Source organism: Microbispora sp. H10670 (genome assembly GCF_014161385.1).
Lineage (GTDB): Bacteria > Actinomycetota > Actinomycetes > Streptosporangiales > Streptosporangiaceae > Microbispora > Microbispora triticiradicis.
This window is the reverse complement of sequence record NZ_JABBWW010000018.1, coordinates 101,129-120,176: the sequence shown is the minus strand read 5'-3', so window position 1 is coordinate 120,176 and position 19,048 is coordinate 101,129. Positions and strand designations below refer to the sequence as shown.

Sequence of the window (19,048 nt, the reverse complement as noted above, 5' to 3'; positions counted from 1 at the left end):
GCGCGGGCCGCACGGCCTTTGCCATCTGGATGACAAATCCGACAAGATCCGTTAATTTCTGCCTCTCGTCCTCATCATCACCGGAGTCATGGCATGGTCACCGCCTTCCGCGCCACAGTCGCATTCGGCCTGCTGGCGGGCTTCTACGTGCTGGTCGCAGCCGTGCTCGGGGCTGCCGTGCTCGTCGACGTCGCCGTCATGCGGCACGTCACCGCGGGTTCGGTGAAGGTCGCGATCGTGCTCACCCTTGCCGCCCTGGCGCTGCTGCGTGGCCTCATCCTGGTCAACCGCCGCGGACGCCAGGAGGAGCCGGGCGTCGCGGTCGGCCGGGGGGACGAGCCGGTGCTCTGGCAGACGGTCGAGGAGCTGGCCGCGCGGGTGGGTACCCGCCCGCCGGACGAGATCAGGCTGGTCGCCGAGGTGAACGCGGCGGTGAGGGAGGACACGAGCTGGCTGGGGCTGCGGGCGGGCCGGCGCGTCATGTACATCGGCCTGCCCCTGCTGATGACGCTTTCGGTGGACGAGATGCGCGCGGTGCTGGGACACGAGCTCGGTCACTACAGCGGTGCGCACACGCGGCTGGGCGCGCCGGTGTACCGCGGCAGGATCGCCGTGCTGGCGGCGGTCGCATCCCTGCGCAACCACGCCTTCATCCAGAAGCTCTTCTCCCTGTACGCCAGGCTCTTCCTGCGGGTCTCCCAGGCCGTCTCCCGTCGGCAGGAGCTGGAGGCCGACCGGTTCGCGGCCGCTGTCGCGAGCCGTGAGGCCGCCGCGAACGCCCTGCGCAAGGTGCATGGCACGGCGGACGCCTGGAACCTGTTCATGGAGCGGTACGTCGGCATGACCGGCATGGCGGGCGGCCGTCCGGCCGACCTGTTCGGCGGCTTCCACGCCCTCACCGACGCGCGTCGGACGGAGATCGCCCAGGCGGACGGAGGCGGCGAAGGGGCCGGGCCGTACGACTCCCACCCGAGTCTGCCGGAGCGGCTGGCCGCGATCGCTGTCCTGCAGGACGTTCCGCACGCCCGTGACCCGCGTCCCGCGCTGGCGCTCCTGCGGGACCCCGCCATCGCCGCGCACGCTGTGGAGCAGACCTTCTGGACGGAGGAGGCACTGAGACTGCGCCCGCTGCCCTGGGAGGAGATGGTCGCCCAGGGGATGTACATGGGCGTCAACGACGAGGCGCTGCAGGACCTGTCGGTCGCCGGCCAGCGGATCGCGGGCGGGCCGGAGCCGTCCCTGGACGCCGCTCTGGAGGCGCTGGCCCGGGGCCAGGCCGCCGCCCTCCACGAGGAGCTCGTCCACCTCGGATGGCAGCCGTCGCCGGACCTGGTGGCCAAGGTCCTCGCCCGCGCCGTCGAGGGCGTGCTGATCGGCGGCGGAAGGGCCCGGTGGACGCTGTCGTGGACCGGCCCCGCCACCTTGCGCGACGCGACGGGCAGGGAAGTCGACGTCGATGAGTACGCGGCCCGGGTGGCGGCCGATCCCGCGCAGGTGCCGGGTGTGCGCCAGTGGTTCGCCCAGATGGGCGTGTCGCCGCGGCCGCGGACGCCCGTCACCCCCTGACGCCGGCCGCGGGCCGGGACAGGTCGCGGTGCGGGTACTAGTCGGTCTCGAAGGCGATCCGGCCGGTGAGCCAGCGGTAGAACTTGATCGAGAACCTGACCCAGTGGGCGATCACCGTGCTCAGGTGCTCCCTGGTCACTCCGGCGCCGATGTAGAGCTGGGAGTCTCCGACCAGCCGGAGGGCGCCGTTGTCCTGGGTGAAGGTGTAGACCTTCGGCCACATGGTGTCGGCGTTCCACTCGTTGAGCGCGGTGAGCAGCATCGGCTTGTCGTCCACCGAGTACGGCCTGTCGTAGAAGGTGCGGACCGTGAACAGGTCTCCCTCCTTGCCGAACAGGAAGAAGATGGTGAGGTGGGCGGTGGAGATCGCCAGGTCGCCCTCTGCGTCTATGGTGTGCTCGATGTCCAGCTCGTCCAGGATCTCTTCGACGAGTTCCCGGTCCGGCTGGACGACCGCTGGGGAAGGCGTCACGGGTTCCATCCTGCCGCATCGTGCGGACGGCACGGGGGCGGTCGTGACAGCCGAGCCGGCAGAGAAACGAGGTGACCACCGATCCGGCGGGCGGGCGGGCGGTCACCCCGGCACGGGGGCGTCCTGCCGCAGGCGGCCGGTCTCCGTCCGTGCGTCGACCTTCCCCGTCACGCCGCGTACGGTGACGTCGCCGTGATCGCTGCGGATCGTGACCTCGACGTCGCGCGGCACCACGAACGCGTAGTCGGTGTGGCTTTCCGCCGTGTCCCTGATCGGGCCGCAGATGGAACCCGTGTCGTCGCACACCAGTCCGACCGTCAGCGAGCCGTCGCCCCACGACTCCACCCGGGGGCCCGCCCCCCGCGCGCGACGGGTCACCCGCACCTCGGTCACGTCGGCGCCCACGACCTCGACGTCTCCGTGGTCCGTACGCACGTCGAGGGTCCGGACGCCGTCGAAGGAGGAGGGGGAGCCGAGCATCGTGTCCGTCGTCGACACGACGAGCACCACCAGCAGCGCGACGAGCAGCGGCACCGCCGTCGCCGCCCACACGAGGGTGCGGCCCGTCCGCCGATCGCCCGTCCACATGTACAGGTCCATGGCCTATTCGTACGGCGGGCCGCCTGCGCGGAGGTTGCAGTCCGCTTACCGGGCTGGCCTCACCGCCACGCCTGGCGCGCGGCCCACCGCTCCACCGTCGTCGTCCCCCGGTGGAGCCGCCCCTCCGGGATCGGCGGCGGCGCGGCCGCCGCGGCCGGGGCGTAGAACCCGGCGATCCCCTCGGCCGCCTCGCGGCCCACGACCGGCGTGATGAGCCGGGCGTAGTCGGCGGGCTCGACCCGCAGGTAGCGCACCGGCCTTCCGGCGGCGGAGGCCACGGCGGCGGCGATCCGGTCACCGGTGACCTCCTCCGGGCCCGTCACGACGAGCCGCGCGGGCGGCTCGGCCCCCGTCAGCGCCGCGCCGACGGCGTCCGCCAGGTCGTCGAGCGCCGACCACGGCACGGGGGCCTCCGCCGGGAGCGGATAGACGAGTTCGCCGTGCTCGCGGACGCGCCGGGCCGACCAGGGCTGCGCCAGGTTCTCCAGGTACGGCCCCGCGGGGCCGATCACGGACGCGGCCACCCGTACGGGCAGGTCCCGGGCGAGCAGGACCCGGGCGTCGACGAACGGGACGCCCACCGGGGCCGGCGGCAGAGGCATCCCCGGATTGAACACAACCCGCGGCACGGCGGCCTCGCAGAGAGCGGCGAGCACCGACGCCGCGTGCCGCAGGGCGATCTCGCCGAACACCTGCGGAAGCTGCACGACGACGGCGTCGGCGCCCTTGTACGCCGCGGCGAGGGAGGCGGCGTCGGCCAGATCGGCGGAGGCGGAGTTCAGCGGCCGGACCTGGTGCCCGAGCGCGCGCAGCCTCCGTACGACGGGAGAGCCCTGGGTTCCGGTGGCTCCGTGCACGGCAACGATCATCTTCGTCATGCGGCCGACGGTAAGGCCGATGTTTCATCTTTTGAAGTAGGCACTTTTCCTGTAGTAACTACAGTCATGGAAACAGACCAGGCACCGCGGCCGATCACGCCCGAAGAATGCGTCGTCACCCGGACGCTGACCTTCGTCGGCAGCAGGTGGACGCCGCTGGTCATCTGGCACCTGCTCGACGGCGTCAAGCGGTACGGCGAGCTTCGGCAGGCGCTGCCCGGGATCAGCCCCAAGACGCTGGCCGACCGGCTGCAGGCCCTGGAGGAGCGCGGACTGGTCACCCGAACGGTGCACCCGGAGAAGCCGCCGCGCGTGGAGTACGCCCTGACGCCCCGCGGCTTCGCGCTCGGGCGGATCCTCGACGACGTCGCGCGGTGGGGCGAGGAGTGGGAAGATGCGGACTGACGACAGCGAGAAGCGGTCCGCGGCGACTTCCCGCGTGCTCGCTCACCCGAGCCCGCGGCAGGTGTTCACGATGCCCTCGCCACTCACTCGACGCGGGGACACGAGCCGAGTACCATGAGTGACGACGCCGCCGCTTTGCGGAGTGGTTGGAAGTGAGCCCGGGAAGATCCCTCCGGAGGTGGGGTCCCGGGCTCGCGGTTTTTCACCCGCCGATCCGGTGTATCTCCGCCGCCTCGGACAGTCGTAGGGGGCCCGCCGTGACCGTCAGCGGGGTAGGCGGGTGAGGATGTGCGGGGGGACGGGGTGGTGGGCGGCCCGGGGGTCGGTCACGGGAGGCTGCCACGACGTGGCGAGCGGCAGGATTCCGGCCCAGACGTCGTGCGGGTCGTCGGCGTCGTCCGGGTGGCCCTCCCGCACCTTCACCGACGCCTCGTCGAGCGGGACCGCCAGGATCGTGGTCGCGGCGAGCTCCCTGCGGTCCGGCCGCCGGGCGTGGTCCCACTGGCCGGGGGCGACGTGCTCGGTCAGGCAGCGCAGGGCGGCGAGCTTCTCGTCGCCCTCCAGCACGCGCGGCACGCCGTAGATCATCGCGCTGCGGTAGTCGACCCCGTGCTCGAAGACCGAGCGGGCCAGCACGAGGCCGTCCACGTGGGTGACCGTCACGCAGACGGTCGCGCCCCGGGTGAGGCTCCGGCTGGCCACCGAGCCGTGGACGTAGAGATGCTCGGCGTCGAAGCCGTAGACGGTGGGCACCACCATCGGGTCGCCGTCCACGACCACGCCCAGATGGCAGACGAACCCGGCCCGGAGCACGTCGAACAGCGCCTCCCGGCCGGTGCGGCCCTGCTCGCGCAGGCGGCGGTGCCGGGTCCGCTCCGTGCCGGACAAAGGGGCGGACGAAGAGGCGGACGGATCACTCACAAGGGGACATTCAACCAGTCGTCGGCGGGAAACGCGCGGCCCGCCCGGCGGGCACGCCGGGCGGGCCTCACGCCGCGTGTCACGCAGGTTCGGGCCGCGAGGCGGGACCCGACGTCCGTGGAAAACGGATGACGTTCCCGCCCGTGTAGGCCCTGAGGTCGACGATCTTCCTCTCCTGCTTGGGCCTACGGCGCAGTGCGGACCTGATGTCCCTGACCTTGGCGAGTGACGGCACCACCGTGACCATGTTGCATCCCCCCGACCGTGATGGTTCCGTTACCTTTCCGAATAGATACAGGAGGACGGGTAAAGCGGGCGTAAAGCTTCAGCCGTCACAGGAGTCTCAGTAGGGCAGCCGTCGTCCGGAGGGGGTGCGCAGGTCGAGATCGGCGGCGGGACGGCGGATTCGGCGAGGCCGGTGGATCCTGGTACGTCTCATGGCCCTTGTCCTTCCGTGACACCTGCAGACTATTCGCCCCGCCCGCCGCCGTCCTCCCGTTTTCCCACGACCGGCCGTTCTCCCGGTCCGGCCAGGTCAGACCCCCGAGCCGGGGACCGTACGGCTGATGACGCAGATCCGGTTCCAGGCATTGATCTGCGCGACGGCCACGACCAGCGAGGCCAGCTCCTCCTGGGAGTAGTGCAGTGCGGCCTCCGCCCAGACTTCGTCCGGCACCGGGTCGGGCCGGTCGGCCAGCCGGGTCCCGGCCTCGGCCAGCGCCAGCGCGGCCCGCTCGGCGTCCGTGTAGTACGGCGCCTCCCGCCAGGCGGCCACCGACCACAGCCGCTCGTCGCTCTCCCCGGCCTTCTTCGCGTCCCGGACGTGCATGTCCAGGCAGAACGCACAGCCGTTGATCTGGCTGGCCCGGATCTTCACGAGCTCCAGGGTGGCGTGCGGCAGGCCGCACCCGTGCAGGAACCGCTCCACCCCCCGCATCGCCTCGATCGCCTCCGGGGCCAGCTCACGCACACTGATTCTCGCGGTCATCGTCGCTTCCTCGTCTCGTCGGCCCGCGTCAGGCGGGCGAGTTTCTCCGGGTTCAGGACCATGTCGACGGCGGTGATCCGGCCGTTCGCGACGGTGAGCCCGATCACGGTCACCAGCCGGCCCTCGCGGTAGCGCAGCAGCCCGGGCCGGCCGTTCACCGAGGCGGGCACCAGCTCGAATCGGCCGAACCTGCGCAGGCCGATCAGCAGCCGGGCGACCTTCGCGGCGCCCAGGACCGGCCGCCGCGCCGCGCGCACCACTCCGCCGCCGTCGCTGCGCAGCACGACCTCCGGATCGAGCAGCGCGAGCAGCGCGCCGATGTCGTCGCCGAGGCAGGCGCGGGCGAAGGCGTCCACCACCCGCCGGTGCGCGGAGGGGTCCACGTCGAACCGGGGAGCGCGGGACGCGACGTGCGTCCGCGCCCGGGCGGCGAGCTGCCGGCAGGCGGCCGGGCTGCGCCCGACCGCCTCGCCCACCTCGGTGAACGTCAGGCCGAACACGTCGTGCAGCACGAAGGCGGTCCGCTCGGCCGGGCTCAGCGACTCCAGCACGACGAGCATGGCCATGCTGATCGACTCGTCCAGCGTCACCCGCTCGGCCGGCCCGGGTTCACCAACCACGGGCCCACCGGCCACGGCACCGGTGAGAACAGGCTCGGGCAGCCACGGCCCCACGTACTCCTCCCGGCGGTGCCGGGCCGAGCGCAGCACGTCGAGGGCGAGCCGGGAGACGGTGACCACCAGCCACCCGACCACGTCGCCGATCTCCGCGCCGCCCTCCTCCCGGTGGCGGCGCAGCCGCAGCCAGGCGTCCTGCACGACGTCCTCGGCCTCGTCGAGGCTTCCGAGCAGCCCGTACGCGACGCCGAGCAGCCGGGGCCGCAGCGCCTCGAACCCGGCGCCCCCGCCGATCCCGCCGTCGTCATGGTCGTCCACGTGCTGAGGACGAGACAGCCCCTCCATGTGTGACATCCCCCGCCGCCCGAGGTCAGGCGGAGTCGCGTACGACCAGCGTCGTGGGGAGGATGACCGGCTCGACGCGGTCGGCGCCGTCGACCAGTTCGAGCAGCAGGCGTACGGTCTCCTCGGCCACCTGGGCGAGCGGCTGCCGGATCGTGGTCAGCGGCGGGTGCGTGGAGACGGCGATCGACGAGTCGTCGAAGCCGCCCACCGCCACGTCGTCGGGCACCCGGCGCCCCGCGGCCCGCAGGGTCGCCAGGGCCCCGGCCGCCATCAGGTCGGAGGCCACGAACACCGCGTCGAGGTCGGGCGCGCGCTCCAGCAGCCGCGCCATCGCGCTCTCGCCGCTGAGCTGAGTCCAGTCGCCGTGCTCGATGAGCCGCCTGGACGCCTTGCGGCCGAGCACGTCGGCGAAGCCCTCCAGCCGCTGGACGCCGCCGGGGGTGTCCAGCGGGCCGGTGATGGTGGCGATCCTCCTGCGCCCCTGCTCGACCAGGTAACGAGCCATCTGCCGGGCGCCCTCGCGGTCGTCCGCGGCGGCGTACGGGATCGCGTTCTCCCGCCCGACCACCGCGCCCTGCGCGACCGCCGGCACCCTGGTCTTCACCAGGGCGTCCGCCAGCGTGTCGCCGGCGTGGGTGGACACCAGGAACACCCCGTCGGCGTGGCCGCCGCGCACGTAGCGGAGCACCCGCTCGCGGTCCCCGTCGTCGCCGGCCAGCATGACGACCAGGGAGACGTCGCGCTCGGCCAGGCGTCGGATCGCGGTGCGGATCAGCACCCCGTAGTTGGGGTCCTCGAAGACCTTCTCGTGCGGTTCGGACAGCACCATGACCACCGACCCCGTCCGCTGCGTGACCAGGCTGCGGGCGTTGCGGTTGACGATGTAGCCGGTCTCGGTGATCGCCCGGCGGACGGCGGCGTGGGCGGCCGGGCTCACGTACCGGTCGTCGTTGAGCACGCGGGAGACCGTGCCGCGCGAGACGCCGGCCGCCGCGGCGACGTCGTGGATGGTCGGGCGCTTCGCCATGGTCGTATTGTCCCCCCGCCGATCAGCGCGTTCTCCCCCGCCCAGCTCAGCTTTTCACGGCTCCGCCGGACAGGTCGGTCCGCCAGTGGCGCTGCATGGTGAGGAACAGCGCGACGAGCGGAACGAGCGACAGCAGCGTCCCCGTGATGATCAGGTTGTAGAGCGAGGGCTGGTTGGCCCCGGCGGCGAGCAGGGTGTACAGGCCGACCGTCAGCGGGAACCGGTGGTCGTCGCCCAGCATGATGAACGGCAGCAGGAAGTTGTTCCAGATCGCGACGAACTGGAACAGGAAGATCGTCACCATGGCCGGGGTGAGCATCGGCAGCGCCACCCGGTGGAACAGCCGCCACTCGCCCGCGCCGTCCAGCCGGCCCGCCTCCAGCAGCGAGGCCGGGACCGCGGCCCGCGCGTAGATTCTGGCCAGATAGACGCTGTACGGGCTGAGGATCTGGGGCAGCAGCACCGACCAGTAGGTGCCGGCCAGGCCCGCCTCGGAGAACAGCAGATACTGCGGGATCGCCAGCACGACGGGCGGCACCAGGATCCCGCCGACGAGCAGGTTGAAGATCAGGCCGCGGCCGGGGAAGACGTACGTGGCGAGGGCGTACCCCGAGACGGTGGCCACCGCGGTCGCCAGGACCGCGCCGCCCCCGGCGTACAGGGCCGTGTTGAGCAGCCACAGCCAGAAGACGCCGTCGCGGTAGGCGAACAGGTCGGCCAGGTTGGACAGCAGGCCGGTGCCGGGCGCGAAGGTCGGCGTGGAGAACAGCTCGGCCTTGGACTTGGTGGCCGCGACCACCACCCAGCTCACCGGGAACAGGGTGTAGACCGCGCCCAGCACGAGCACCCCCGTGGGGACGATCCCGGCCGGCCGGCGTGCCCCGGCCCGCGTGGCGGCGGCCATCAGCCCTCCCCGAACGCGTGGTTCTTCACGATCCGCAGGAAACCGAACGACACCACGACGGAGATCCCCGCGATCACCATGGACGTCGCGGCGGCCGAGTGGAGGTCGCCGGTGACGAACGCGTCGCGGTACACCTTCATCAACGGGCTCCAGGTCGAGCTGATCGTGTTGGTCAGCGGCCGCAGCGTGGTCGGCTCGGTGAACACCTGGATGGTCGCGACCACGGAGAACACGGTGGTCAGGATGATCGCCGGGACGAGGATCGGGATCTTGATCCGCAGCGCGATCCCCAGTTCGCCCGCGCCGTCGATCCTGGCCGCCTCGTAGTACTCGCGCGGCACGGCCCGCAGGTTCGTGTACAGCACCAGCATGTTGAAGCCGGTGCCGCCCCACACCGCCACGTTGGCCATCGAGAACGTGACCACGCCGGCGCTCAGGAACGCGTGGTCGCCGAACGGGCTGAGGCCGGGCAGGTAGAGGAACCCCCACATCAGCGTGGCGGCCACCCCCGGCACGGCGTACGGCAGGTAGATGGAGATCCGGGTGAGCCGGGCCAGCCGCACGTGCGCCGCGTCGAGCATCAGCGCGAACACCAGGGCGAGCCCCAGCATCAGCGCGAGCACGAGCGCGCCGTAGCCGAGGACGCGCAGCCATCCGGCCCACAGCTCGCCGTCCCCGGCGGCCGCGGCGTAGTTGCCGAGCCCGGCGAAGACCTCCGTACGGGCGCCCCTGCCGAGGCCGAGACCGGAGACCTTCGTGCGGCGCAGGCTCAGGTAGCCGGTGTAGCCGATGGGCAGGGCCATGAACAGCGTGAACAACGCCATGGCCGGGGCGAGGAACAGGTAGGGCACGGCGCCCGCGCGACGCGTCGGGGCCCCCTTTCCCGGACGCCTCACTGGGCGAGGGTGAAGCCGGTCTTGCGCATGTCCGCGACGGTGGTGTCCTGCATCGTCCGGACGGCGGCGGTGAAGTCCGACCTGGCCGCGACGGCCTTGTCGAACGCGTCGCGGTAGGCGTTGTACGTCACGTTCACGTCAGGGCCGAAGGTGAAGCCGCGGGCGGTGGCGCCGATGGCGGCGGCCTGCTTCCAGAAGTCGGGCTGGTTGGAGAAGTAACCGGGGGCCTCGGTCATGAGCGCGGCGCCCTTCGCGGAGGCCGGGTAGACCGCGCCCTCCTCGATCAGCAGCCCGAGCGCCTGCGGGTCGGTGTTCAGCCAGGTGGCGAACGTCGCCGCCGCGGCCCTGCTGGGCGACTTGGCGGCGACGGCGGTGGAGGAGCCGCCCCAGAAGCCGCTGTGGTTCTCGCCGGCGTTCCACTGGGGGAGCGGCGCGACGGCCCACTTACCCTTGCCCTTCGGCGCGTTGCTGGACAGCACGCCCGGGCCCCACACCGCCGACGGCCAGGTGAGCAGCCTGCCGTCGTTGAGCGCCTTGTTCCACTCCGGGGTGAAGTAGGGCATGTCGTCGATGACGCCCTCCTTCACCAGTCCGCCCCAGTAGGAGGCGACCTTCCTGGTCGGCTCGTCGTCGACCGCGACCTTCCAGGCGTCGCCGTCGATCGACCACCACTGGGCGCCCGCCTGCTGGGAGAGCCCGGCGAACCAGCCTGGGTCCTTGCTGGAGAACGTGCCGAGGAAGACCTTCGGGTCCTTCCGGCGTACGACGCGGGCGGCCTCGGCGTACTCGTCCCAGGTCTTCGGCACCTCGATGCCGTACTTGCCGAACAGGTCCCGCCGGTAGTACAGCATCATCGGCCCGCTGTCCTGGGGGACCGCGTAGACGGCGTCGGTGCCGAGCGTCACCAGCCCCCAGACGCCCTCGCCGAACTCTCCCTTCGCCTGCGCGGTCTCCGCTTTGATGTCGGCCACGGCGTCGGCGGCGACGAAGGAGGGCAGCATCTGGTACTCGGCCTGGACCAGGTCGGGCGGGTTGCCCGCCCTGGCGGCGGTGAGGAACTTGGCCGCCGCGTCGTCCCCGCCCGCCTGCTTGCTCACCGTGACCTGGATGTCGGGATGAGCCTGGTTCCACACGCCGACGATCTTGTCCATGTTCGGGACCCAGGTCCAGTACGTGAGCTTGACCGGGCCGCCTGAGGCGGTGCCGCCTCCAGCGGTGGCGGAGGGCTCGCCGGAGCCGCCGGAGCAGGCCGCGCAGAGCGTGGCGACGAGGATCGCGGCCGTGGCCGGCCGGTACACGCGCATGTGTTCCTCCAGGCGGGTGGAGAATGTCTGGGAGCGTTCACAGACTGAAGAGTCGCTCCCACGCTGTCAATGGCCGTTACGCGGTTGTTAACGGTCCCCCATTATCTGGGTGAATCGCTCCGCGCCTTCTCGGAGTCGCACTTGTGGACTACTGTGCACGTTCACAGAGGAAGAACTGAGGGGGAGACGTGCCCGGTTATCCCGTCCTGCCCGAGGGCCTCGCCTACGGCGGCGACTACAACCCCGAGCAGTGGCCGGAGGAGGTGTGGCGGGAGGACGTCCGGCTGATGCGGGAGGCCGGGGTGAACCTGGTCACCGTGGGCGTCTTCAACTGGGGGCTGATCGAGCCGCGGGAGGGCGAGTTCGACTTCGCCCGGCTCGACCGGATCCTCGACCTGCTCCACTCGGCGGGGGTGTACGCCGGCCTCGCCACCCCCACCTCCTCGCCGCCCACGTGGTTCCGCCACCGTCACCCCGGCAGCCGCCTCGTCGACGAGGAGGGCCGTGTGCTCGGCGGGGGCTCCCGGCACAGCTTCTGCCCCAGCTCGCCCGACTACGCCGCCGCGTCGGAGCGGGTCGTCGCCGCCCTGGCCGCCCGATACTCCGGGCACCCCGCCGTGGCCATGTGGCACGTGCACAACGAGTACGGCTGGGCCAACGCGCACTGCTACTGCCCGGTCTCGGCCGAGGCGTTCCGCGCCTGGCTGCGGGAGAAGTACGGCGAGGTGGGCGCGCTCAACGCCGCCTGGGGCACCGTCTTCTGGGGGCTGACCTACGGATCCTTCGACGAGGTCGAGCCGCCCGTCGCCGCGCCGCCCGGCCTCCTCACCGGGCTCCGGCTCGACTTCATGCGCTTCTCGGTCGACGCCCACATCGCCTGCTTCCGCCGGGAGCGCGCGACGATCCGCCGCTTCGGCGACCTGCCGGTCACCACCAACTTCATGATCCCCAACTGCAAGCCGATGGACTACTGGCGCTGGGCGGAGGAGGTCGACGTCGTGGCCAACGACCACTACCTCGTCGCGGCGCGCGCCGACTCGCACATCGAGCTGGCCCTGGCCGCCGATCTCACCCGGTCGGTCGCCGGAGGCCGTCCCTGGATGCTCATGGAGCACTCGACCGGCGCGGTGAACTGGCAGCCGCGCAACGTCGCCAAGCGGCCGGGGGAGATGCGCCGCAACACGCTCGCCCATGTGGCGCGGGGCTCGGACTCGGCGATGTTCTTCCAGTGGCGCGCCTCCCGCCACGGCGCGGAGAAGTTCCACTCGGCGATGGTGCCGCACGCCGGTGCGGACTCGGAGGTCTGGCGTGACGTGGTCGCGCTCGGCGCGGACCTCCGCCGTCTCGGCGGGGTGCGGGGGGCGCGGGTGACGGCCGAGGTCGCGCTCGTCTGGGACTGGGAGTCCTACTGGGCCGTCGAGTTCGAGTGGCGGCCCTCGGCCGACCTGCGCTTCCGGGACCGGGTGGAGGCCTTCTACGAGGCGTTGTGGCGTGAGCACGTCACCGCCGACTTCGTCCACCCGTCGGCCGACCTGTCGCCGTACCGGCTGGTCGTCCTGCCCAGCTCCTACCTGCTCGGCGAGGGACCGGCCAAGAACCTGCACCGCTACGTGGAGGCGGGCGGTCACCTGCTGGTCTCCTGCTTCTCCGGGATCGTCGACGAGAACGACACCATCCACGCGGGGCCGTACCCGGGGGCGCTGCGCGAGGTGCTCGGCCTGACGGTCGAGGAGTTCCACCCGCTCCGCGAGCACGAGACGGTGCCGCTGCGGCGAGCACAGGAGCCGGAAGGCCAGGGCCCGGTGGGCCGGATCTGGTCCGAGCGCGTACGGCTCGCGGGGGCGCGGGCCGTGCACGAGTTCGCCGGCGGCCCCGACGCCGGGCATCCCGCCGTCACCCGGCACGACCTGGGCGGGGGAACGGCGTGGTACGTCGCCACCGCCCTCGACCCGGCGCCCGGCGACGGCGCGCACGAGGCCGACCTGCGCGGGCTGGTCGCCCGGGCTCTCGACCACGCGGGCGTGTCCCGGCCGCGCGGCGTGCCCGACACCCTGGAGGTCGTCCGGCGGGGCGACCACCTCTTCCTCGTCAACCACGCGGACGCCGAGGTGACGGTCGGCGGGGTGACCGGAACGGGCGTGCTGGACGGCGCCGCCTACTCGGGGTCGGTGACGGTGCCCGCCGGAGGCGTCGTCGTGGTCCGCACCTGACCGCGCCCGGCAGTGCTCGCCTGAAAGTGTGTGAAAGCACCTGAAATCAGCTGAAAGCTCCCTCGGTGCTGCCGGGGGCGGGGGATCCTTTCGGGGGAATCCGTCACATCCTCTCCTGACCGGAGGACACATGAGAAAGATCCTGGCGGCGCTCGTCGCCTGTGCCGCCGCGGCTCTGGCCGCCGGGCCGCCTGCGCTCGCCGCGACCCCGCTGACCATGCTCGGCGCCGACGTCTCCTCCGTACAACGCGCCCTGGACCTGGGCGCGAGGTACTACGACGCGGCCGGCAACCAGAGGGACCCGCTGGACATCCTCAAGGGCGTCGGCGTCAACTACGTCCGCCTGCGGATCTGGAACAACCCCGCCAGCGGCTACAACAACAAGGCCAAGGTGCTGCAGTACGCCAGGACGGTGAAGGCCAAGGGCCTGAAGCTGCTGATCGACTTCCACTACTCGGACACCTGGGCGGACCCGGGCAAGCAGTACAAGCCCGCCGCGTGGGCCGGCCACGGGATCGGCCAGTTGCAGAGCGACGTCTACAACTACACCTACGACGTGTGCTCCAGCCTCAAGGCGCAGGGCACGACTCCCGACAGCGTGCAGATCGGCAACGAGATCAACGTCGGCATGCTGTGGAACGACGGCAAGGTCGTCAACAACGACTTCACCAACCTGAGCCTGCTGCTCAAGGCGGGCTACAACGCGACGAAGGCGTGCAACGGCGGGACCCAGGTGATCATCCACACCGCGGACGCCGACAGCGACGCCAACGCCCGCTGGTTCTACGACGGCATCAGGGCCAAGGGCGTCGCCTGGGACATCACCGGCCTGTCGTACTACTGCATGTGGCACGGCACGCTGTCCAACCTCTCCTGGGTGATCTCGGACATGCGGTCCCGCTACGGGAAGCCGGTCGTCATCGCGGAGACGGCGTACCCGTTCACCCCCGACAACGCCGACTCCACGGGCAACTCGGTCACGTCGGGGTGTTCCGGGTACGGCCTCACCTGGCAGGGGCAGGGCGCGGAGTTCACGGCGGTGCAGAACACGGCCCGCGACGCGGGCGCCGTCGGCGTCTTCTACTGGGAGCCGACCTGGTACGCGGTGCCCGGCAACGGCTGGGACCCGGCCAACATCAACGGCAGCGGCGACGGCTGGGACAACATGGCCGTGTTCAACTGGACCGGCCACATCAACCCGAACGTCAGGTGGACCCCCTAGAGCCTGTCCGACCCCGCTGCCGGACGCGCGAGGGCGGCCACCCCGGCCGCCCTCACCCATCCGGGGACGACACGGACCTCGATGACCGGCGCGGGCCGCGCGCCTTGCGGTACACCTGTGAGGTGAGCCGGACGGGGCTGGGGGCCGTTATGGAGAGCATGAGAACTTCGCGTGTCACGCTGTTGTCGCTGGCGGTTCTTTGCGCGGCGGCCCTGACGGGCCCGGCCGAGGCGACGACGGCGCCGAGGAAGTCGCTGGTCGAACTGCGCGAGCAGGGCGGGTTCGCGGGGCTGGACGACCGCGTGCGCGTCTACACCGACGGCTGCGCCCTGCTGAGCCGCCGTACGGGGCCGGTCGTGCGCAGGTGCCTGACGGCGTCCGAGTGGCGCGGGTTGCGCGGGGCGCTGCGGAACCTGCGGCTCGGCCGGTCCGAGGCCCCGCCGCAGGGGGCCGACTTCCTCGCGTACGGCCTGACGTACCAGGGGCGCCGGGTCACCCGCTACACCCTGCCGCCGTCCTGGCGGCCGGTGGTGGACCGGCTGCAGCGGGTCCTGGCGAAGTACCAGGCGCCCCGGTAGCCGAGAAGGTCAGGGCTCGGGGACGGCCTCCCACTCGCGGCAATGGCTGAGCGCGTAGTGGTGGTAGATCATGCCGACGGCCGGCCGAGACCAGCCGGGCATGGCGTCGTCGTCCGGGGGAGAGGCCGGCTCGCCGATGTCGGCGGCGGTGACGGACTGCCCGCCGGGACCGCAGACGCAGCCGGGGCTGCCCTCGTGGTCGATCACGTCGTCCAGCGGCATCACGTGTACGAACCTGTCCATCCACATCACCTGCCCTTGACCGAGGATTGCGGACACATTACCTGAAACTGTCATATACGGGAATAACCTGCGCAAACTCCGCTACGGACGGCCCATTGATTTTTGTTGGGATGGACGGCAAACTAACTCCACAATCGCCGGATGAGCTTGATGGAGTGCCGCAATGCCGTACCGCCCCCCGTTGGTCGCGCGCGAGTTCTTCGTGGCCGATCCTCCCGAGCTACCGGTGCGTGAGCCGGGTGAGACGGGCCTGTCCGCGCTGACCGGCGCGGAGGTGGTGGCCTCCGACGGGCGGGGGGTGACGCTGAAGGGCTCCACCTCGGCGGAGGAGACGCTCGTCGTGCAGATCTCGGCCGCGGGTGAGGGGGTGATCCGGGTGCGGCTGGCGGAGGATCCCGACGCCCGCACCCGGTCCGCCCGCGCGATCGCCATGGTCACCCCCGGCGAGTACGCCGGGACCGTCGTGGAGGCGAACCACAGCCGCGTCGTCGTCGACGCCGGGTCGCTGCGCGCCGAGGTGCGGCTGAACCCGTGGAACCTGCGCTTCACCGACCGGGCCGGCCGGACGCTGGTGGAGCAGGACCCGGGCCACCCCGACATCAGCGGCCGCCTCCGCACGCTGCCCTTCGGCCGCTCCACCGTCGACGGCGCCCCCGTCGCCTATCACGACACGTTCCTCGCCCCGGCCGACGAGGCGTTCGGCGGTTTCGGCGAGTCGTTCACGCCGCTCGACAAGCGCGGCCAGCGCCCGCTCATGTGGAACTTCGACGCGTTCGGCGCCGAGTCGCAGCGCGCGTACAAGAACGTGCCCTTCTACCTGTCCAGCAGGGGATACGGCATCTGCGTCGACAGCGGCACGCCGGTCGAGTTCGACATGTGCCAGTCCACCCACAGCGCCGTGCAGATCGTCGTGCCCGACGACCTCATCGACTACTACGTGATCGCGGGACCCACCCCGGCCGAGGTGCTGGACCGGTTCGACGGGCTGACCGGCCGGCCGGAACTGCCGCCGAAGTGGGCGTTCGGCACCTGGATCTCCTCGGGCTTCTTCAGGGACAGCCAGGAGCGGGTGCTGGAGCGCGCCAGGAAGATCAGGGAGCGCGGCATCCCCTGCGACGTGCTGCACCTCGACTGCTACTGGCAGGCGGACGGGCACTGGTCCGACCTCCAGTGGGACCCTGAGACGTTCCCCGACCCGGCGGGCATGCTCGCCGCTCTCAAGGAGCAGGGCTTCAAGGTCTGCCTCTGGATGAACTCCTACATCTCGCACCTCAGCCCGGCCTTCGCCGAGGCCGCCGCGAAGGGCTACTTCCTCAGGCGGCCCGACGGCGAGACGTACGTCGCCGACACCTGGCACGGCTCCTATCCCGCCTGCGGCATCGTCGACTTCACCAACCCCGAGGCCGCGGAGTGGTTCAGAGGACTGCTGCGCGACCGGCTGCGCGAGGGCGTCGCGGCGTTCAAGACCGACTTCGCCGAGGGCGTGCCGGCCGACGCCGTGGCCTTCAACGGCATGACCGGCACCGACCTGCACAACGTCTACACGCTGCTGTTCAACGACCTCGTCGCCGAGGTGACCCGCGAGGTCAACGGGCACGGCCTGGTCTGGGCGCGCTCGTCCTACCTCGGCGGCCAGCGCCACTCGGCCCAGTGGAGCGGCGACGTCGACACGACCTACCCCGCGATGGGCAGCACGATCAGGGGCGGCCTGTCGCACGGCCTGTCCGGCGTCCCGTTCTGGAGCCACGACGCGGGCGGCTTCACCGGCACGCCCACCCCGGACCTCTACATCCGCTGGTCGCAGTTCGCCGCGCTGTCCCCGCTCGTACGGTTCCACGGCACGACCACCCGGGAGCCCTGGGAGTTCCCGCCGCACGCCGAGCAGGCCGCCATTGAGGCCCTGCGGCTGCGGTACCGGCTCATGCCGTACATCTACTCGGCGGCCGTCACCGCGGCCGAGACGGGCGCGCCGATGCTGCGCGCGCTCTGCGTCGACCACCCGGACGACCCGGTGGCCTGGCAGGCGGATCTGGAGTACCTTCTCGGCACCGACCTGCTCGTCGCCCCGATGACCTCGGCGGACGGCACCAGGAAGGTCTACCTGCCCTCGGGGGTGTGGGTGGACTACTGGACCGGCGAGAAGCTGGACGGCGGGCGCTACGTCACGGTGTCGCCGCCGCTCGACCGGATCCCCCTGTTCGGACGGCACGGTTCGCTGGTCCCGGTCACCGAGCCGGGTGACACCGTGGCCGACGACCCGCGGGTCTCCCTGCTCGTCTTCGGCCTGCCGGAGCGCGAGAGCCGTACGACGATCAGGGACCTGGACGGGGACACGAGGGTCAGGGCGGTGTGGGACGGCGACCGGCTGACCGTCACCGCCGAGGGCCCCAAGCGGATCGGCGGCGTCGAGTTCGCCGGCCCCGGCGCCCCGGTCGTCATCAACTGAAGCGATACCCCCTGGAGAACAACCATGGTCAAATTAGGCAGGAGCGCGGCGGTGGCGGCACTGGCCGCGGCCGTCCTGGCGCTCGGCGCGTGCGGCGGAAACGACGGCAAGTCCGAGGGTGGCGGCGCCGGCGGTGGCTCCGCGGAGGCCAAGACCCTCACCCTCTGGCACTACGAGACGGGCAACAGCGCCATGGGCACCGCCTGGGCCGAGGCGATGAAGGAGTTCGAGGCGAGCCACCCCGGCGTCAAGGTGAAGTTCGAGGAGAAGGGCTTCGAGCAGATCCAGAAGACCGCCGGCATGGTCCTCAACTCCGACGAGGCCCCGGACATCATGGAGTACAACAAGGGCAACGCGACGGCCGGTCTGCTGTCGAAGCAGGGCCTGCTGACCGACCTGACGGAGGAGGCGACCAAGCGCGGCTGGGACAAGCTGCTCAGCCCGTCGCTGCAGACCACCGCGAAGTACGACGAGCGGGGCATCATGGGCTCGGGCAAGTGGTTCGGCGTGCCGAACTACGGCGAGTACGTGATGGTCTACTACAACAAGGACATGTTCGATAAGGCGGGCGTGAAGGTGCCCACCACCTTCGACGAGTTCACCGCGGCGCTCGACACGTTCACGAAGAAGGGCACCACGCCGATCGCGATGGCGGGCGCGGAGTACCCCGCCCAGCAGCTGTTCTACCTGCTCGCCCTGAACAAGGCCAACCGCGCCTGGATCGACTCCTTCGAGCTCTACAAGGGCAAGGTCGACTTCCACGGCCCCGAGTTCACGTACGCCGCGCAGACCTTCTCCGACTGGGTGAAGAAGGGCTACATCGCCAAGAACTCGGCCGGCATGAAGGCCGAGGACATGGGCGTGGCGTTCATCGGCGGCAAGTTCCCGATCATGGTGTCGGGCAGCTGGTGGTTCGGCCGGATGCAGGAGGAGATCAAGGACTTCAAGTGGGGCTCCTTCCTGTGGCCGGGTCAGTTCGCCCCGGGCTCCAGCGGCAACATCTGGGTCGTGCCGGAGAAGTCCAAGAACAAGGACCTCGCCTATGACTTCATCGACATCACGATGAAGAAGGAGGTCCAGAACCTGCTGGGCAACTCCGGCGGCATCCCGGTCGCGGCCGACCCCGCCGCGATCACCGACGCCCAGAACAAGGAGCTGATCGAGAACTTCAACAAGCTCTCGACGCAGGACGGCCTGGCCTTCTACCCCGACTGGCCCGCCCCGGGCTACTACGACGTGCTCGTCTCGGGCGTGCAGGAACTGATCAACGGCGACAAGAAGCCGGAGGAGGTCCTGGACGAGATCGCCCAGCCCTACAACGACAACCTCGCCGACATCGGCAACTAGCAGGGAACCCGCCTCTCCCAGATCCCGGCGGCGGGATCACCTGACCGGTCTCCGCCGCCGGACCCACCCGAAAGGTCCG

The 19,048-nt window shown here is 71.2% G+C and carries 18 protein-coding genes; 7 read left to right on the top strand and 11 right to left on the bottom strand.

Features of this window, described 5'->3' with window-relative positions; all coding sequences use genetic code 11:
• Nucleotides 1-93 precede the first annotated feature (93 nt).
• Nucleotides 94-1,566 (top strand): M48 family metallopeptidase, encoded by a 1,473-nt coding sequence (locus HHX33_RS37355; protein WP_182876562.1) that lies wholly within the window; start codon nucleotides 94-96, stop codon nucleotides 1,564-1,566.
• A gap of 37 nt (nucleotides 1,567-1,603) precedes the next feature.
• Here the strand turns inward: HHX33_RS37355 and HHX33_RS23755 are convergent, their stop codons facing one another.
• The 3 genes from HHX33_RS23755 to HHX33_RS23745 form a co-directional block, all read right to left on the bottom strand.
• The gene (locus HHX33_RS23755) at nucleotides 1,604-2,038 is read right to left on the bottom strand and encodes a YbjN domain-containing protein (protein ID WP_182876561.1); all 435 of its coding nucleotides are present in this window, start codon (nucleotides 2,036-2,038) and stop codon (nucleotides 1,604-1,606) included.
• A gap of 102 nt (nucleotides 2,039-2,140) precedes the next feature.
• Nucleotides 2,141-2,638, bottom strand: a complete 498-nt coding sequence (locus HHX33_RS23750) for a hypothetical protein (RefSeq protein WP_182876560.1) — start codon at nucleotides 2,636-2,638, stop codon at nucleotides 2,141-2,143.
• A gap of 59 nt (nucleotides 2,639-2,697) precedes the next feature.
• The gene (locus tag HHX33_RS23745) at nucleotides 2,698-3,516 is read right to left on the bottom strand and encodes an SDR family oxidoreductase (protein ID WP_182876559.1); all 819 of its coding nucleotides are present in this window, start codon (nucleotides 3,514-3,516) and stop codon (nucleotides 2,698-2,700) included.
• 66 nt (nucleotides 3,517-3,582) lie between these two features.
• On the opposite strand from HHX33_RS23745, the gene HHX33_RS23740 reads away from it, so the two are divergent.
• On the top strand, nucleotides 3,583-3,921 hold the full coding sequence (locus tag HHX33_RS23740; RefSeq protein WP_138462595.1) for a winged helix-turn-helix transcriptional regulator: 339 nt from the start codon (nucleotides 3,583-3,585) through the stop codon (nucleotides 3,919-3,921).
• Nucleotides 3,922-4,185: 264 nt separating this feature from the next.
• Here HHX33_RS23740 and HHX33_RS23735 read toward each other — a convergent pair whose 3' ends face one another.
• From HHX33_RS23735 to HHX33_RS23705, 7 genes are all read right to left on the bottom strand, one after another.
• Complete coding sequence (locus HHX33_RS23735; protein WP_182876558.1) at nucleotides 4,186-4,809, bottom strand: pyridoxamine 5'-phosphate oxidase family protein; 624 nt, start codon at nucleotides 4,807-4,809, stop codon at nucleotides 4,186-4,188.
• Between the two features lie 568 nt (nucleotides 4,810-5,377).
• The gene (locus HHX33_RS23730; RefSeq protein WP_182876557.1) at nucleotides 5,378-5,830 is read right to left on the bottom strand and encodes a carboxymuconolactone decarboxylase family protein; all 453 of its coding nucleotides are present in this window, start codon (nucleotides 5,828-5,830) and stop codon (nucleotides 5,378-5,380) included.
• Nucleotides 5,827-6,765 (bottom strand): RNA polymerase sigma factor SigJ, encoded by a 939-nt coding sequence (gene sigJ, locus HHX33_RS23725; protein ID WP_310741495.1) that lies wholly within the window; start codon nucleotides 6,763-6,765, stop codon nucleotides 5,827-5,829. Before sigJ ends, HHX33_RS23730 begins: the two co-directional genes overlap by 4 nt.
• A 52-nt stretch (nucleotides 6,766-6,817) precedes the next feature.
• Nucleotides 6,818-7,819 (bottom strand): LacI family DNA-binding transcriptional regulator, encoded by a 1,002-nt coding sequence (locus tag HHX33_RS23720; protein WP_182876555.1) that lies wholly within the window; start codon nucleotides 7,817-7,819, stop codon nucleotides 6,818-6,820.
• Nucleotides 7,820-7,865: 46 nt separating this feature from the next.
• Nucleotides 7,866-8,723, bottom strand: a complete 858-nt coding sequence (locus HHX33_RS23715) for a carbohydrate ABC transporter permease (protein WP_182876554.1) — start codon at nucleotides 8,721-8,723, stop codon at nucleotides 7,866-7,868.
• Nucleotides 8,723-9,619, bottom strand: a complete 897-nt coding sequence (locus HHX33_RS23710) for a sugar ABC transporter permease (RefSeq protein WP_310741494.1) — start codon at nucleotides 9,617-9,619, stop codon at nucleotides 8,723-8,725. The genes HHX33_RS23715 and HHX33_RS23710 overlap by 1 nt, the downstream gene beginning before the upstream one ends.
• Entirely contained in the window at nucleotides 9,616-10,923 is a 1,308-nt protein-coding gene (locus HHX33_RS23705; protein WP_182876553.1) for an ABC transporter substrate-binding protein, read from the bottom strand. The genes HHX33_RS23710 and HHX33_RS23705 overlap by 4 nt, the downstream gene beginning before the upstream one ends.
• A 188-nt stretch (nucleotides 10,924-11,111) precedes the next feature.
• Here HHX33_RS23705 and HHX33_RS23700 point away from each other — a divergent pair, with 188 nt between their 5' ends.
• The 3 genes from HHX33_RS23700 to HHX33_RS23690 all read left to right on the top strand — a co-directional run bounded on the left by HHX33_RS23700 (nucleotide 11,112) and on the right by HHX33_RS23690 (nucleotide 14,933).
• Complete coding sequence (locus HHX33_RS23700) at nucleotides 11,112-13,133, top strand: beta-galactosidase (RefSeq protein ID WP_310741493.1); 2,022 nt, start codon at nucleotides 11,112-11,114, stop codon at nucleotides 13,131-13,133.
• A gap of 130 nt (nucleotides 13,134-13,263) precedes the next feature.
• Entirely contained in the window at nucleotides 13,264-14,355 is a 1,092-nt protein-coding gene (locus HHX33_RS23695; protein WP_182876552.1) for a glycoside hydrolase family 53 protein, read from the top strand.
• 158 nt (nucleotides 14,356-14,513) lie between these two features.
• The gene (locus tag HHX33_RS23690; RefSeq protein WP_182876551.1) at nucleotides 14,514-14,933 is read left to right on the top strand and encodes a hypothetical protein; all 420 of its coding nucleotides are present in this window, start codon (nucleotides 14,514-14,516) and stop codon (nucleotides 14,931-14,933) included.
• 9 nt (nucleotides 14,934-14,942) lie between these two features.
• Here the strand turns inward: HHX33_RS23690 and HHX33_RS23685 are convergent, their stop codons facing one another.
• Nucleotides 14,943-15,176: a hypothetical protein gene (locus HHX33_RS23685; protein ID WP_182876550.1), complete on the bottom strand. Its 234-nt coding sequence runs from the start codon at nucleotides 15,174-15,176 to the stop codon at nucleotides 14,943-14,945.
• Nucleotides 15,177-15,339: 163 nt separating this feature from the next.
• On the opposite strand from HHX33_RS23685, the gene HHX33_RS23680 reads away from it, so the two are divergent.
• Nucleotides 15,340-17,622 (top strand): TIM-barrel domain-containing protein, encoded by a 2,283-nt coding sequence (locus HHX33_RS23680; RefSeq protein ID WP_182876549.1) that lies wholly within the window; start codon nucleotides 15,340-15,342, stop codon nucleotides 17,620-17,622.
• 51 nt (nucleotides 17,623-17,673) lie between these two features.
• The gene (locus HHX33_RS23675; protein WP_310741492.1) at nucleotides 17,674-18,969 is read left to right on the top strand and encodes an ABC transporter substrate-binding protein; all 1,296 of its coding nucleotides are present in this window, start codon (nucleotides 17,674-17,676) and stop codon (nucleotides 18,967-18,969) included.
• Nucleotides 18,970-19,048: the final 79 nt, after the last annotated feature.

Bases quoted from the DNA above. Each gene is read 5' to 3' on its own strand.
- HHX33_RS37355 (WP_182876562.1), top strand. From the start codon at position 94: ATGGTCACCGCCTTCCGCGCCACAGTCGCATTCGGCCTGCTGGCGGGC.
- HHX33_RS23750 (WP_182876560.1), bottom strand. From the start codon at position 2,638: ATGGACCTGTACATGTGGACGGGCGATCGGCGGACGGGCCGCACCCTC.
- HHX33_RS23745 (WP_182876559.1), bottom strand. From the start codon at position 3,516: ATGACGAAGATGATCGTTGCCGTGCACGGAGCCACCGGAACCCAGGGC.
- HHX33_RS23740 (WP_138462595.1), top strand. From the start codon at position 3,583: ATGGAAACAGACCAGGCACCGCGGCCGATCACGCCCGAAGAATGCGTC.
- HHX33_RS23730 (WP_182876557.1), bottom strand. From the start codon at position 5,830: ATGACCGCGAGAATCAGTGTGCGTGAGCTGGCCCCGGAGGCGATCGAG.
- HHX33_RS23720 (WP_182876555.1), bottom strand. From the start codon at position 7,819: ATGGCGAAGCGCCCGACCATCCACGACGTCGCCGCGGCGGCCGGCGTC.
- HHX33_RS23715 (WP_182876554.1), bottom strand. From the start codon at position 8,723: ATGGCCGCCGCCACGCGGGCCGGGGCACGCCGGCCGGCCGGGATCGTC.
- HHX33_RS23705 (WP_182876553.1), bottom strand. From the start codon at position 10,923: ATGCGCGTGTACCGGCCGGCCACGGCCGCGATCCTCGTCGCCACGCTC.
- HHX33_RS23695 (WP_182876552.1), top strand. From the start codon at position 13,264: ATGAGAAAGATCCTGGCGGCGCTCGTCGCCTGTGCCGCCGCGGCTCTG.
- HHX33_RS23690 (WP_182876551.1), top strand. From the start codon at position 14,514: ATGAGAACTTCGCGTGTCACGCTGTTGTCGCTGGCGGTTCTTTGCGCG.
- HHX33_RS23685 (WP_182876550.1), bottom strand. From the start codon at position 15,176: ATGGACAGGTTCGTACACGTGATGCCGCTGGACGACGTGATCGACCAC.
- HHX33_RS23680 (WP_182876549.1), top strand. From the start codon at position 15,340: ATGCCGTACCGCCCCCCGTTGGTCGCGCGCGAGTTCTTCGTGGCCGAT.